The following is a 15,262-nucleotide window of genomic DNA, read 5'->3' on the forward strand; positions in this document are numbered from 1 at the left end:
GCGTCGAAGCTGTAGCTGCCGTCGGCGCTGATGGTCAGCCCGGCGATCGCACTGGTCTGCGCATAGCTCAGGATCGCGCCGTCATCGACGTCGCTGTCATTGGTCGCAACCGTGCCGGTGATAATGGCGTCCTCGAGCCCTGCATTGGTGTCGGCGACCGCGACCGGCGCGTCGTTGGTGCCGGTGACGGTCAACGACACCGTCGCAAGACTGCTCGCCGCAATGCCGTCGGTCGTCACATACTTGAAGCTATCTGCGCCGGTTTGGCCATTGGCGAGACTGTTGAACACCCCGTTCTGCACATAGCTGAAAGTGCCGGTCTCAGTATCGAGCGTCGCCGTTCCACCCGCCGTGGTGGTGAACTTGATCGAGCCATTCATGACTCCATCCAGATCGCCTGCTCCGCCGTCGGTGATCGTGTTCATACCTACCTTGACGGCCGCAACATCCAGATCCCCACCATCGAAATCCGTGTCGTTGCCAAGCACGCTAGCCAGAGAGGCTGCAACGTCCTCGGTCGCAGCACGGTTATCTGCGTTTGCGACCGGCACATGGTTAGTTGTCAGGTCAACGCTAACCGGAGCGATCTTCTCGATCGCACTAACCTTCAGGTTGATGCTCTTGAACGCATAGACGGTCTGATCCGCTTGCCCCGTCTGATTGTTCTTGTGAGCCGGATACCACACCGTATTGAAGTAGTTGATTTCGTCGTTAAGCGCCTGCATGAACGCGGCGTCGTTCTTTTGTTGAACGCTGACGACAATCTTAAGAGTGTCGATGTCCGCGGTTTTGCCCGACACCGAACCGTTGCCACCGTCGTAATCGTCGAATCCCTTGAATGAGATTCCGCTCTGCAGCACTCCGTTGTCATAAAGCGCGCCGCCAGTGAGAGTGCCGGGCAGCGCACCTGACCCTGCAACGTATGTGCCGCCGAGCTTGTACTCATTCTCGTATGCCTTGAAGATAAGCGTATCCGCGCCCGACCCGCCGAGGACGTTGTCAAAACCACTCCCCCCATCGAGCGTATCGCTCCCGGAACCGCCGTTGAGCCGATCATCTCCAGCGCCTCCGGAGAGATTGTCGTTGCCCGACCCGCCGACGTAATTGTCGTTGCCGCTGGTGCCTGTGAGGGTGGTGGTGCCGCTGGCGCTTGCCATGAAAAATACTCCAATAATTTGGTACAATTCGCGCGCAATTACTGTGTCGCCTGCCTGTTCGATGAATCGGACATCGCGATCGCCGCCTGGAATCTTGCAATGATTTCTGGAGAAGGTGGGAGCGAAACGACGCCCCTGCCTGGCGCGATCACTGACGGATCATTCACGACAGCCGCAGACGACGCGATTGGGAGGACTGAAGAAGACGATGAAGCTGAAATGTCCTTGAGGGGCGTCACAATACGGAGCCAGTCGACCCGCTCCGCACTCTTCGTAAACAAAAAGCGTTCCAATGCTCACTCCCCAACTCTGCTGACGCAGAGCAGGCGTGACTGCACCCGAAAATCAGTTCACATGAATTCAACGCTCGTCTAAACGATCGCGCTGGCGTTCGACCGAGAACGACACCGTCACTGACGTGTTCTTCGGCTGAAGTGAAACGATTCCGACCACTGCAATGCTAACCCTGCCCGTTTTCTGCCGTTCCGCCCCTCATTTTTTGCTCAAATCCTTCGTAATTTTCTTGAGGATCTTGACCGCGCCCTCCCCGGGGTGATGACCAGTTCACACGCAGCATCGATCCTGACTTACGAGCAAATTGCCGAAAATTCCCGAAAAGTCCACACGGCGGAGGAGGTACCCCGAAATAAAGCGGGAAAACTTAGCTGGCAATCGCCCCGAACGAAGTGTCCGTAGTGCGCATCTGAGCCGACAGCAGACCCGATGCGAGCCGTTTGATCCACCCACATACCTTCGTTACGTTCCCATCTTGAAGGCGTGAGAGCTCTTTTCCCACAAGGATCTGCTTAGCGAATACAGACACGCCGCGTAAAGCAAAGCGCCTCCTCCATAGACACACACATAGGCGACGATGAACGTGTCGACGTTCCAATGAAACAGGAACATAAGAGCGCTGATCAGCACCATCCCCGCAAGGGTGATGCTGGCGCGACGGGCGAGCGCCTTCCGAAACTTGCTCCTCAGAAAAGCAGACCCTTGAGAAACACTCCACTCTGCAATGCAAAGCCGTGCGGGCGGGCGAGCCAGACAAGAGCCGCGATCGACGTCACCCATATGAACAAGCTCAGCGCGCCATATGCGACGAACGAAGGGCCAGAAAGCATCGCGACCGTCACCGCCAGGATCGCAACGCGTCTCACCAGATCAACGCCCTCCGTCCAAACAAAGCCATCCCTGGCGTTGATGGCCGCGCGAAGCGGCATACGCGGCAAGGGACAGACGGCTCCGGCGAAAATCAGGAAGTACGCGATGCCGTGATGTGCGACAGGAACAATGCCGGCAATGAACGCCGCACCCAGAATTGCGACGGCGATGGGGGCGATCGCGGTGTAGATCGTCACGGTTGCTCGCACCAGGTCGTGGTCGCCCCGGCTCGCCTTACGTTTGTGAGCCTCGCTCAGGTAGTGAGACCGCAGTTCGGAAAATGTCAGAACGGTAATTCCGAGATCGCATTGCACCACAAGAGCAGCGACCGCCAACAAGCCCGCAATAAATGCATACGACTCGAGGCCAATTGTTCGAATCAGCACATACGCCAGGACAAAATTCGATACCGCCATAAGTGCGGCATTGAGCCCCTTCAGCACAAGAAGAGCCGGCCAGCTATGCGTGCCGCGGCCCAGGCCCGCGAGTATTGCGCTTCTCAGGCCTCGTTTGCGAACTGCTGGTAGCGGGTGAAACCGGAATAGCGACATAGCAATTATCCGCGCCCATCCGGGCCTGGCCGGCGACACCTGTTACATGACGAATCCTCGCCCGGAGAAGTCGGCACGTATGCAAAGCAACGCCTGCCTGCGAGCATTTTCGCAGGTAAGGCCCTGCGCCTACCAGAGCTCTATCGCCTGCCCGATACGCTGCCAACGGATACAGAACTCCATAGGCAGAATTCACCCACCCGTCCGAGGTACTCATCATTGCCAGTTGTCCAGTCAACTGGGAGGCGTGTGTAATCTTTGCCACTGGCGATTGCAGTGGCTTGGTGTAGCGGCGGCACACAGCGCTCACATTTTGTGGTCACGGGAGGCTCGTGTGACGCATTTGCTCCTGGAGAACGCGACCTCGGCTCGCGTGATCTGGCCCGAGGGAGCCTCGTCCGTCCGCGACGGCGCAGACCCCGAACTCCAATTCACGCTGGGCCAGGTCATCGGTCGGACTGCCAGCCGGTTACCAGACCAGCCTGCGATCGTCTCCACCAGGTTTGCGCCGCTGACGTACCGCGATCTTCAGCGCCAGTTGGACGGTATCCGACGGCAGCTTCGTTTGGCCGGGTTCGATTGCAATGCCCGTATCGGGGTACTCATGCCGAACGGCGCGGAGGCGGTTCTCGCCATCGTGGCCGTGGCCTGCTGCAGCATCGCGGTTCCTCTCGATCCGCGACTGTCCGAGGCGGAATTCGATCAACGTCTCGACATGCTGCGCCTGGACGCTCTTCTCGCGCCGCAAGGCAGGGCCTTTGAAGCGCGTCACGCGGCCGAGCGGAGACGGATTACCGTGATCGAAGCCGTTCCGATCGGACACGGTCAGCTTGGACTAAATATCGCCGTGCAGGCCTCCGACTCCCCTGCGATCGACGCTGAGCCTGATCCGGGCTCACCTGCCTTCATCCTGCAGACGTCGGGCACGACCGCGCAGCCAAAGCTCATTCCGTTCAGTCATAGCAATATGCTGGCGGCGGCCGCACGGCTTCAGGCCTGGTTCGGCCTTACGCCTGAGGACCGCTGCCTGAGCGTGTCGTCCCCTCATTACTCCCATGGGCTCAAAGTAACGGTCTTCACACCACTGCTGACGGGCGGCAGCATTGCTGTGCCGGCGAACTTTGCCATCGTGGCGCTCGATGAATGGCTCGATGCCCTGCGGCCGACCTGGTACTCAGCGGGTCCCACGCTCCACACGGCTGTGCTCGACAAGGCAAAAGGTCTTGAGGATGCGCAGGCTGCGCACACTCTGCGGCTCGTTGTATCGGGCGGCGCGCCGCTTCCGAACGAGGTGCAGAACGACCTGCAGCGCATTTTGGGCGTGCCGGTGCTGGAACATTATGGCTCCAGCGAAGCCGCGCAAATCGCCACCAACCAGCCGCCACCTGGTCCAAACAGGCCAGGGACTTGCGGGCAACCCTGGCCTGATACCGTGGCCATTGTTGGTGAGGATGGACATCCTTTACCAGCTGGCGAGCGGGGCGAGGTCTGGGTTCGTGGCCCCACCGTGATATCTGGCTATCTCAATGCGCCGGAACTCAATCAAGCTGCGTTCAAAGAGGGTTGGTTTCGCACGGGCGATATCGGCAGCCTCGACCAAGACGGCTTCCTGTCGCTGCACGGGCGCCTGAGCGAACTGATCAACCGCGGCGGTGAGAAGATCGCCCCTGCTGAGGTCGAATCCGCACTACTGCGCCATCCCGCCATAGCCGAGGCCGCTGCTTTCGCAATCCCCCATCCACGCCTTGGCGAGGACGTCGCAGCCGCCATCGTTCCCCATCCTGGTGCGCAGGCGACACCTGCGGAGCTTCGCCAGTTCCTGCAACGCGGGTTGGCCTCGTTCAAGATTCCGCGGCGCATTCTGATCCTCGACCAACTGCCAAAGGGGGCGACGGGAAAGGTTCAGCGGCGACGGCTGCGCGAGTCGTTCGACGGGCTGTTGGGCGATCAGGGCGCGATGCCCGTGCCTGCTGTGAACAAAGGGCCATTGGATCTGGAAGCTGAACTGCTGACCCTGTGGCGGAGGCTGCTCAAGTCCGAGGCTGTGACGGTCGACGATGATTTTTTCGCCAGCGGTGGTGACTCCCTTCTGGCGATGGAAATGCTCATCGAACTCGAGCGGCTCATCGGCCAGCGCGTACCGGAAACGATTCTGTACGGGGCAGAAACGATCCGCCAACTTGCCCCAAGAATCGCCATGCAAACAGGCACCCCGGCGACGCCGTTCTTCCAGTTCGGTGCCAGTGGCGATCGGCCTCCCCTGTTCTTCTTCAATGGAAACCTCGTTACCGGCCACTCGGGTATGCGGCGGATAGTCGAGCTTTTCGGGCCCGATTACCCGATCATTTCCATCGATCCCCATGGTCTTCGTGGGGAGCGGATTCCGCCGTCGATCGAAGAGATGGCCGCCGACCGCCTGCCGCTTGTTCTGGAGAGGCAGAGCAGCGGTCCTTTCCTCCTGGGCGGCAAATGCAACGGCGCCATGGTGGCGTTTGAAACGGCCCGCCTGCTGATCGCAGCCGGCCACAAGGTTGATTTGGTTGCGATGGTCGACCCGCCGACCGTCAGTGCCCGTCCGGTGCCGCGGGCGATCATCAGGCTGATGAAGCCCCTGCTCCCGCCTTACCTTCTGAGCCGGGCATTTGAAAAAATGGCGGAGCTGGAGCGTTACGCCAAGGCGTCGACGAGCGCGCCGATTACGACCGCCGAGCTCGAGATTCCGCCGGCGTTGTGGCACGCTTATTCATCCGCAATGGCGCAATATCTTCCGGCACCGCTTGAGGTCCCCGTGACTTTTTACGCAGCCGAACACGACGGCCGGGCGTGGCGGCATCTCAGTTCCCAACTCGACGTCGTCGAGGTGCCATGGGGACATCACGGCTGCCTGACTGTCGGCGCTGAATATCTGGTTGATCATCTGCGGGGAAGAATTGACGTTCTGGTTGACGGCGCGCGCTCTGCCGTTGAACCGCACAGGTCGCCGATCGGCTCTCACGGGACGCAAATCGGTGGCCCCGTACTGGGCATCGAGACCTAAGGATCGGACCAGGGCGGCAGCGACGCAAGTTGCGCCGCGCCGGCGCCTTGCGACGTTCAGCCAACTGGTCCGGGGATCCAATAGTCGCCGGAAAGCGGCCTGACGCTTACGCCATGAATTACCCCGAGCTGCAGGCTTGGATCGAAATGGCGCATCGTCCGCTCATTGAGGTCAATGATGCGGCCAGGCGTTAGTGGACCTACGTCATTTATCTTGACGATGACCTTCTTGCCTACAGCCTCAACGAGGGCATATTTCGGCCTCGCGCCATATCGGACCCCACCAAATTTCTGGCGCAAACTCGTCTTGATGGCAGCCGCCCATGCGGTGGGCTCATAGCGCTCGCCGGAGGCTGTGTTCGGGCCGCCCTCCCGCCATCCGGGCCGGAACGGATTGTACGTGGATGCTGCGCCAACGATCGCATCCCCCGAAGCGGCATTGACGACGGCGCTTGAATGAACTGCAGCCATTTCACTTCGAGCAACGGTAACAGAAATGGCAAGCAGCACTACGACACCGCAAATTGCGGCGCCCGAGCGAAACAACATCATAACTCCTCGATTGATTTTCTGGATCGTTCAGTTCCCGATCCCACAGAAAATGGTCAAGCGAACGCGGATGCGTTGACGAGCTTGCGCCGATTTTTGCGGGTTCGTGCCGACACTGGCGACGGAACCGTTGTGGGAACCAAAGTGGTCCTTCCACAGCTGTCTTTCCCACCGACTAAGAAAGAAATTGCGTCATCAGCATGACTGAATAGAGGCACTTGGTGAGCGCGTGAGCAGGCGCGCGCCTGACCGATGTCGGCCCGGGTCAACAGCAGACGTTCCAGCTGATCCATGAGCAAATCTTGCGACCTCACCAGCGGACATACGCGGCGACGGCTCCACGTGATCAGGTAAGCGTCGAATCCGGATGTGAGTAAGTGAGGTTTGCCTCTGTCCATTGAGAAACGGTCGACGACGAATTGAGAGGCATCACATGATCGGGGAATTCTTCGGCCCGATTCCACTGCCGGCTCAGCGCTCGGCGGGATCGAAATTTGTCTCCGTTGAAAGCCTCCCTAAAAACGGGCGTTTCCGCGGTTAGCTGAGTGGAGCACTCCTGCGGTCCTTGGCTGCCCTCGTGTGTCAACGTCCGCTTTGCATCGTAGGCGGGCAAGCCAAACATCAGTCGCATGGTGTCACTTCCAGAAGGGTACGGGTTGCTGCAAACTGCATCCGTAATCTCGCGATTCGTAGATGTCTTGAGGACCCATGAACGAGACCTTGATTTCCGCCTGCACGATGTTTCTCATTCCAGCAACGCTCTTGTTTGGCGCTTTAGGTGTCGCGAACTCGTCCTTTCTCAAGATGCTGGTCTGCTTGCTCGGCATCGCCACGACAGGGTTATGGCTTTACCGGATATGGTGGTGGACCAACCTGTCTTTGATTGATCGCAGAACGGCGCTTGGTCTCGCGGGCATGTTTGCGTGCGCATGGCTGGTGACATTCCTGGTGCAGTTGAAGAATGTGTTCTCGTCGCGCTGACCGGCTTCGTTCTGTGAGGCGCATCGGCTGACAGCAGCCTGGCTCACAACGTCGTCGGCGAGGGCGGTGTAACCGTTTCGGTCGACAGCATCCGTTATCGCGCGCATCGATCCGCGCCACCGCCGCCTTGCCGAATTGCGGCTCGTTATTGGTGCCCGGCAAGGATTTGCGCGGCAGCCCCGATGCCTTGACGGAAGGCCTCGTCGAACGTGACAGCCGCAAGCTGCCATTGCTGCGACCTGCCCTGCCAATCGAGCTGCCAGTCCGAGTTCCACCGCAGCTCCTGATCGTCCCAGACGAGGCGGGCGATCAGCACAACCTCTCCGCCCCGCCCGGCCACGGCTTCAGCGATCTTCGCGGGCGCAATGCCCGCAAGCGGAAGCTCATTGGCGCCGACGCCGGCCAATGCTGCGGCATCGGGCAGCACGATGGGCATTCCCCGCTTGGCCGCGGCCGCCAGAAGGGCAGCCCGCTGCAGATCCGTCTCTTTCGAGTCGCCTGCAACCACGTATCGTCGCGCGCCCGGCTGCATCTCCACGAAGACGCCAAGCACCGGGCGGCGGGCAAGCCATGGCTTGACGCCCAGCTTGGCCAGCATGCCGTTGATGGCGGCCTCGTCGAACTCGGCCGTCAGAATGAAGGAGCGGTCGCGGGTGCCCTGCTCGTCGTTCTTCGGCTTGCCGCCCTTTTCATCGCGGTAGGAAAAGTCCCGAACCAGTTTTGCAGCATCGGCCTTGTATGGGTCGAGACGCGGATCGCCTGCGAGCCGCAGCATGCCGCTTACCTTGATGAGAACGTCTTCCAGGCACGATGCGAAGCCGAGGATACGGTTTGTCTCGCCCTGCCCCGTCACGATGGTCTGCCCGCGATAGAGTTCTGCCGGTGGAATGGCGTTTGCCGCGTTGGCGAGCCCCGGCGCGGGTTCGGCGGCGACGGCGGGCAGCGCAAGCAGCACTACCGCCGCGATTGCCGCCAGCAAGCAGGGAATAGAGCGTGTCGTCGCTGGATGCGTCCTCAAGGCCAAAAGCCCCCACTTGATGCTGGCTGGCGACGCAATGCTGATCGCACCCGTCTCCAGGCAAATTCCCTCCTGGCAGGGTATTCTACAGGGAAACGGACGATATTGGGACCAGCGTGAACATGAGAGTAGCCCAGCAGCTGGCTGCACTGCAGCCGCCTTTGGGCCAATTCCCCCTTCAGTTAACAGGGAAATATTTCCCGGTAACAGGGAGCTTTTCTGAAGAAACAGGAGAAAGAGCGCCGCCGAACGGTCTTCGAATGTGTCGCCGCGGTCGTACCAAAAACCTGAATCTGCTCCGGGTCACGGAGCGCAGAGCGAATGAAGGACCTTATTCCCTGACCGCGATCAAATGTGCATCGAAGCCAGCCCACTCGTCGTGAGGAAGCCGGCCCTTGATCTAGATCAAGGGCGGCCTCCGCGATGTTGAGAGCCTCGTAAACCAGCAGCCAAGCGCTTGTGGCAAACGCGCACTGAAGCACCGGCTGTAAAGCAGGACGAAAAAATGGCGGTTCTCGGCAAGATAAGCCACACCACCACTTACCGGTATGCGAAGCCTGTTACCTTCGGTACGCACCGGGCCATGTTCTTGCCAAGGCGCGGCGCATCGGCGCGTCTTGTCAGTTGGTCCGCAACAAGCAGCATTCCTGCGAAAATGCACTGGACCACCGATGCTCGCTCCAACACGGTAACGGTGATGGAATTCAGTGAACCTGCCAGTGAGCTGACGATCGTTTTTGAAGCTCGCGGCGTATACTACGGCGTAAAAGGGATCGAGGCGTTTCCGCTCGAATCCCGGGCCGATGAAGTGCCGGTGCAATACACTCCCGACGAATGGACCGATCTGGCCGGTTATCTGCGCCCTCATGCCGAGGATCCGGACGCAACCCTGGCCGCGTGGACCAAGAGCTTCGTTGCCGGCGACCAGGATCGAACCATCCATGTCTTGCACCGGATGCTGCACATTTTTCGCGACACGTTCACCTATCGTCCGAGGGACGCCGAAGGAACCCAGTCGCCCGGTGAAACCCTGCGCACCAGATCCGGCACTTGCCGCGACTATGCCTGGCTCATGATCGAGGCCTTGCGCCGGCTCGGGTTCGCGTCCCGCTTTGTGACCGGTTACCTTTACGATGCGGCGCTGGATGGCGGCGCAGTCGGCGTGACCGGGTCCGGCGCAACCCACGCCTGGCTCCAGGTCTTTCTCCCAGGTGCCGGCTGGCTGGACTACGATCCGACCAACCAGATCAGTGCCGGTTTTGATTTGATTCCGGTGGCGGTGGCCCGACATCCGGCGCAAGCAATCCCGCTGGAAGGCTCGTGGTTTGGTGAAGCGAACGACTACCTGGGCATGACGGTCAACGTCGCCGTGCAAAAGATCGGGAACGCGCCCGATCTGTCGGCGCGATAGAAGCAATTCCAGCACCGCGCCGCACGAACCAATACAATGCCGGCAAGCGGCCTTCCGTGGAATGCGCCGCCTTCTACACTCCGGCTTCCGAGAGTATCACCGCCGGGAACGCGATGATTCCGCAGCCATGCGACTCGAAGGCACCAAAGGGCTGCGGCTTGCTGATGGCGAAACCCTGGACGTAGTCGACGCCAATCTCACGAAGTGCCTCGAGCAGGGCTGGGGTTGCAACGAACTCCGCAATCGTTGCGATCCCCATGACTTTCCCGATCTTATCAATCATCTCGACCATGGCGCGATCGACGGGACTGGTCAGCATGTCTCTTATGAATGCGCCGTCGATCTTGAGGTAGTCGACCGGCAGGTTCTTCAGGTAAGCAAATGACGACATGCCGCTTCCAAAATCGTCCAGCGCAAAGCGGCAACCCGAGCTTCGCAACGCCGAAATAAAGCGCCGTGCGCTGTCCAGATTCGAGATGGCGCTTGTTTCCGTTATCTCGAAGCAAACGACGTTGCCCGGAATACTGTGGGCATCCAGTTCGCGTCGAACAAATCCAACGAAGCTGTCATCGCCAAACGTCTGGCCGCTGAGGTTGATGCTGCACTGAGAAATCGGCATCGACCGCCGCCTCGTCAACTGATCCGCCAGCTGGCTGAAGGCGCTCCGGACAACCCAGCGGTCGATGAGCGGCATCAAGCCATATCGCTCCGCTGGCGGAATAAACTCTGCCGGCGCAATGATGCTTCCCGATCTATCCTTGAGGCGTAACAGCAACTCCAGGTGCCGGCCACCCTTGTCTCCTTCACGCACCGGAATGATCTCCTGTTCGTAAAGACAGAAGCGATGGTTTTCCAACGCCTCCTGAATGCGATGAACCCACTTCATTTCATCCACCCGCTGCTGCAGCTCGGTGTCTCCGCTGTGGAAGACCTGTACGCGATTTTTGCCTTTTTCCTTCGCGCCATAGCAGGCGATGTCCGCCTGACGTAACGCTACCTCGGCCGAAACGCCGGGCTCGTCGATACACGCGCTGCCGATGCTGGCTGTCACGCCAAATGACCGCCCCTCCCAACTGAAGCTGAAGGTCTCGATGGCCACGCGCAGACTTTCGGCGATCTCTGTAGCACGTGCTGGTTGGCAGTGAGGGAGCAAAAGACCAAATTCGTCGCCGCCCAATCGGGCAAGCACGTCGTCGGGCCGAACCTGCTGCTTTAGAATATCCGACAGCTCGCGCAACAGCTGATCGCCGGCCAGATGACCACATGTGTCATTCACTATTTTGAACTGGTCCAGATCGAGGAAGATGAGCGCGTGCGCCACGTCGCCGTTCCTGAACCCATCGAGACGCTCCTTGAGCCGCGCCTCGAACTCTCGCCTGTTCGCCAGGTTTGTCAGCGGATCATGGGACGCCTGCCAGGCGAGCCGCCGCTTTTCTGCGTACAAGGCCGCCTCGAACGCCTGACGCTGCAGTATCAGCCGCCGCGTATGCCAGATGATCAGCAAGACCAGAAGGGTTGCCGTCGCCAGATTCACGAACGTCAGCATGACCTTCACGGCTCGCGACCCGGCGCCAAGAACGTCCGAGAAAGCATTGGCCCGAACAGTCAGCTCGCTGTTGAGTTCGTAAAGTCGTGACGAGAGAAACTGAAGCCGGGAACTGTCCGTCGGCCGACCTTCGTTCATTTCGGAATGAATGGCATCTCCAAAGATAGCCAGCTCCAGCAGCATGGAGTCGGTCGCGGCCCATTGCTGTATCGCACTTTTCAAATACGTTATTTGGCCGAAATACCGAAACAGCCAGATCATGCCGGAGATGTCGTCCGGATGATTTGCGCCTTGCAAAAATCCTGCCCTGGCGACCTCAAGGTCTGGCTGGTCCTGCTCCAGTGCCCGTCGCGCCAACTGATCGCCCAGCGGAACAGCCAGCGCAGCACGATACTCATCAAAAAGAGATTGCCGCCCCGAATGCAAGTAAAGATGCAGGAAGTACACCGCGTTCTTCTGCGACCTCGACCAGCTTGCCTCGCCCGCGACGTATGCTCTGACCGCCGACAGAATATCGAGACTGAGCCCGGCAACGAATGCCTGGAGCAGAACGACCGCCACGAATGGCGAAACCAGCCTCAACAGGCGGTAACGGAAGTACTGCTTGAGCCAGTTCATCGGAAACCAGGACTCGATGGCAAATCCTTTCGTTCAAGCCAGGGCTGCCGCCGCGCGCTGCATATTGGCCGACATGTCGCCTGTCACCGTGCTCTGCTCGTTCACGGCAGCCGCGGTACTCGTCACGTATTCATTGACATGTCCAATAGCCGCTTTGATTGTACCCAGAGTGCTGACGACGTCGGTGGATACGCTGTTGAGCGCATCGATCTCGGTCCGGATTTTGTCGGTCGCTTGTTTGGCCTGGTTGGCGAGGCTTTTTACCTCGGATGCCACAACCGCGAATCCCCTGCCGGCTTCGCCAGCCCTCGCCGATTCGATCGTTGCGTTGAGCGCGAGCAGATTGATCTGGCCGGTGATGCCGTTGATCAACTCAATGATGCTTCCCATCGATTCCGCTGCAGCACTCAGGCGCGTGGCCTGAGCGTCTGCAGATTCAACGTGGCCGACGGCGGAAACCACGACGTCCTTGGATTTCACCATCGTTTCTGAAATCTCGCGTATCGATGCGGTCATCTCCTCACTGCCGGCCGCAACCGACTCGATCAACCCCCGAGCCTCCTCCGCCTTCATCCTGGCGACGGCCTTCACCGTGACGTCGGTCGCGTACTTGACGACTTTGAACGGCTTGCCATTCAAATCGAGAATCGGATTGTAGGACGCTTCTATCCAGATATCGCGCCCGCCTCTGGCCAGGCGCTTGTACTCGCCGGCCTGATATTCACCGCGGTTCAGATCCTGCCAGAACTGAGCATACGATGCCGACGCGCGGTCGGTCGTCGCCAGGAACATGCTGTGGTGCCGGCCTTCTATTTCAGCGCACGAATATCCCATCGCATCGAGGAAGTTCTGGTTGGCGCGTATGATCGTGCCGTCCATCTGGAATTCGATCACGGCCTGTGATTTCTTGATAGCGTCGATTTGCCCCCTCGTATCGGCCGCCAGCAACTTCTGTTCCGTAACGTCGGAAGCGAACTTGACGACCTTGAACGGCGCTCCGGTCTCGTCGAGGATCGGATTATACGAGGCCAGGATCCAGACCTCCTTACCGCCCTTGCCGAACCGCTTGTATTCTCCCGCAAGAAATTCTCCCCGATTGAGCTTCGCCCACGACTCCAGATAGGCCGCACTGGCGCGAAAGCCGGGTTCGACAAACATGCCGTGATGATTGCCCCTGATTTCATCGAGTGTGTACCCCATGACTTTCAGAAAGTTGTCATTTGCGGTGATGATCGTTCCGTCCAGATTGAACTCTATCATGGCCTGAGCGCGACCGATCGCGGCGATCTTGCCGGCATCCTCCATCGCTCTGCGTCTCTCCACTGTAATATCCGTAGCGAACTTGATTACCCGGGTCGGTTTGCCTTTGTCGTCGAGAACGGGATTGTAGGACGCCTGAATCCAGATGGCGTTTCCGTCCTTGCGGACACGCTTGTACTGCGCGGATTGAAACTGGCCTCGATTGAGCTTCGTCCAGAACTCGCGATAGGATGCGCTGTCCCGCTCAGCCGTCGGCACAAAGATGCTGTGATGCTTGCCCTTGATCTCGGCGAGCGAGTATCCGAGGGCTTGAAGAAAGTTCTCGTTGGCCTCGACGATCGTGCCGTCGAGATCGAATTCGATGACGGCTTGCGATCGGCTGATCGCATTGGCCTGAGCCAGCGCACTTTCAATGAGCTTGCCTTTGCGTCCGAACATGAGTATCCCCCAATCAAAAGAAGCGGTGCGTAACGTCTCCTGCCTGATCCCGGACGTTGACGGTCGACATCCGGCAGCGGAGCAAATCGTCTTCAGTTGAATTAAACCGATTCCAAATCTTCAAATCATTAAGCGTTTTTGCTGGATTTCAGCGCACATCCTGCACCACAGCGACCGAATTAGCGGTCATTGCAGGTCAAGGCACGCTTACCGCGACAAAAATTGTGCGCGATGTACAAAGCTGCGGCTCTGATCCGCAAATTTTGCTGTTTGAGAAGCGCCTCGCGGCCAAATCGAAGCGGGGAGAATCCGTTCTATCGGAACGTGACAGTCGGCTTCAGGCTATTCGGAAAGATGAAGACCGCTCCTCGATCCTCCAGCTCGGCACGAAGACGCCCGCTTTCGGCCGAACCGTCTCTCGATATGCCGTCCAACTCCTCCAGGCGGCGTATGACCGCGATCGACACTCCCGTCAGCTCGCTGAGCCGTTGCACCGACATGCGCAGCATGGTGCGTGCCACCCGCAATTGTGTTCCCGTCGCAGGCCTGGCGGGGTTCAGCAATGCCTGGCCCGTCCTGTCGTTGTCGATATCGAAGCTGAGGGCAAGCCATTCCGCTATCGCCCCCTCGGCCGATCGGATCGGCGCGACATGAATTTGACGCCAACTCAGCGCCCCATCGGGAAAGCGAACCCTGACCTCCGTCCTGAATTCCTCTCCACGGCTTACCGCGTCTCGCCAAATCTTCAGCATGCCGCCGCGGTCATCGGGATCGACCCAATCGATCCAACGCGTACCCAGGACGCTCATACTTCTGCCAAAGGGCTGCTGATACAGCACGTTGGTCACTTTGCCGTCGGGAGCCGCGACGGTTACGGTAGCCTTCGACAACCTCGCAATTGCTTGCAGGTATCTTGCTCCGGCGCATAGCAAATGGTTTCTGTTTTGGTCCGCGGTCGCATCCGCCATCAATACGAGGAGCGCGTTGGCCCGTCCCTGGTCATCGACGAGGAACTCGCCATACGCGCGCACCCAGCGAACCCGGCGGTCCCCGAGGATGATGCGAAAGGTGTCGTCAAATGAGATCCGGTTCTGCAGGGCGACATTGACCCTCTCCCGATCTTGCCGATCCCTGGGATGCATCCTGTCCAGCAATGCCTCGCGCGAAGGCCGTACGCTACGCTCGAAGCCGAACAGGTCGAATATCCCTTCCGACCAGGCCATTCGCTTCTCTGCGAGATTCACCCAGCAGACGCCGACCTTGAGCTGCCGCTCGAGGAATCCGAGGACGTCGTGGGGAATTGTCTGGTGCTGCGCAATAACGCTCATCTCATTGATCTGGGCTTCGAAAGATTCGGCGACCCGGAAGGCCTGATCGCGAGGCTACTGATTTCGGCAGTCGCCGCCCACGAGACGATTTCGCGGTCAAGACGCAAGAAGCACCCATGCAGCGGCACTGCATAGGCCAAAGAACCAAACAATCGAAAACCAGAACAATGCATCGTCGCGTGACATGAAGCTTCCGGCAATTCCA

10 protein-coding genes are annotated in these 15,262 nt (G+C 59.4%); 3 read left to right on the forward strand and 7 right to left on the reverse strand.

The genetic code is table 11. The features are described 5' to 3' along the window. Both JQ641_RS38450 and JQ641_RS10165 read right to left on the reverse strand, forming a co-directional pair. On the reverse strand, window positions 1–1,157 hold a 1,157-nt coding region (locus tag JQ641_RS38450; RefSeq protein ID WP_283815182.1), incomplete at its 3' end, for a cadherin-like domain-containing protein. A 980-nt stretch (window positions 1,158–2,137) separates the two neighbouring features. Beyond that, a complete protein-coding gene (locus JQ641_RS10165; protein WP_211995839.1) occupies window positions 2,138–2,872 on the reverse strand; it encodes a hypothetical protein in 735 nt (244 codons plus the stop codon). A 334-nt stretch (window positions 2,873–3,206) separates the two neighbouring features. On the opposite strand from JQ641_RS10165, the gene JQ641_RS10170 reads away from it, so the two are divergent. Further along, on the forward strand, window positions 3,207–5,909 hold the full coding sequence (locus tag JQ641_RS10170) for an AMP-binding protein (protein ID WP_349628526.1): 2,703 nt from the start codon (window positions 3,207–3,209) through the stop codon (window positions 5,907–5,909). A gap of 56 nt (window positions 5,910–5,965) precedes the next feature. Here the strand turns inward: JQ641_RS10170 and JQ641_RS10175 are convergent, their stop codons facing one another. After that, window positions 5,966–6,460, reverse strand: a complete 495-nt coding sequence (locus tag JQ641_RS10175; protein ID WP_211995840.1) for an RlpA-like double-psi beta-barrel domain-containing protein — start codon at window positions 6,458–6,460, stop codon at window positions 5,966–5,968. Between the two features lie 705 nt (window positions 6,461–7,165). Here JQ641_RS10175 and JQ641_RS10180 point away from each other — a divergent pair. Beyond that, the gene (locus JQ641_RS10180; RefSeq protein WP_211995841.1) at window positions 7,166–7,438 is read left to right on the forward strand and encodes a hypothetical protein; all 273 of its coding nucleotides are present in this window, start codon (window positions 7,166–7,168) and stop codon (window positions 7,436–7,438) included. A gap of 145 nt (window positions 7,439–7,583) precedes the next feature. Here the strand turns inward: JQ641_RS10180 and JQ641_RS10185 are convergent, their stop codons facing one another. Beyond that, the gene (locus tag JQ641_RS10185; RefSeq protein ID WP_211995842.1) at window positions 7,584–8,456 is read right to left on the reverse strand and encodes a DUF2066 domain-containing protein; all 873 of its coding nucleotides are present in this window, start codon (window positions 8,454–8,456) and stop codon (window positions 7,584–7,586) included. A gap of 505 nt (window positions 8,457–8,961) precedes the next feature. On the opposite strand from JQ641_RS10185, the gene JQ641_RS10190 reads away from it, so the two are divergent. Next, entirely contained in the window at window positions 8,962–9,867 is a 906-nt protein-coding gene (locus JQ641_RS10190; protein ID WP_211995843.1) for a transglutaminase family protein, read from the forward strand. A 73-nt stretch (window positions 9,868–9,940) separates the two neighbouring features. Here the strand turns inward: JQ641_RS10190 and JQ641_RS10195 are convergent, their stop codons facing one another. The 3 genes from JQ641_RS10195 to JQ641_RS10205 all read right to left on the reverse strand — a co-directional run bounded on the left by JQ641_RS10195 (window position 9,941) and on the right by JQ641_RS10205 (window position 15,057). After that, on the reverse strand, window positions 9,941–12,031 hold the full coding sequence (locus tag JQ641_RS10195; protein ID WP_211995844.1) for a putative bifunctional diguanylate cyclase/phosphodiesterase: 2,091 nt from the start codon (window positions 12,029–12,031) through the stop codon (window positions 9,941–9,943). A gap of 33 nt (window positions 12,032–12,064) precedes the next feature. After that, window positions 12,065–13,729, reverse strand: coding sequence for a methyl-accepting chemotaxis protein (locus JQ641_RS10200; protein WP_211995845.1), 1,665 nt, complete (start codon window positions 13,727–13,729; stop codon window positions 12,065–12,067). 314 nt (window positions 13,730–14,043) lie between these two features. After that, a complete protein-coding gene (locus JQ641_RS10205; protein ID WP_211995846.1) occupies window positions 14,044–15,057 on the reverse strand; it encodes a PAS domain-containing protein in 1,014 nt (337 codons plus the stop codon). Window positions 15,058–15,262: the final 205 nt, after the last annotated feature.

The organism is Bradyrhizobium sp. JYMT SZCCT0180, assembly GCF_018130165.1.
Taxonomy (GTDB): Bacteria; Pseudomonadota; Alphaproteobacteria; order Rhizobiales; family Xanthobacteraceae; genus Bradyrhizobium.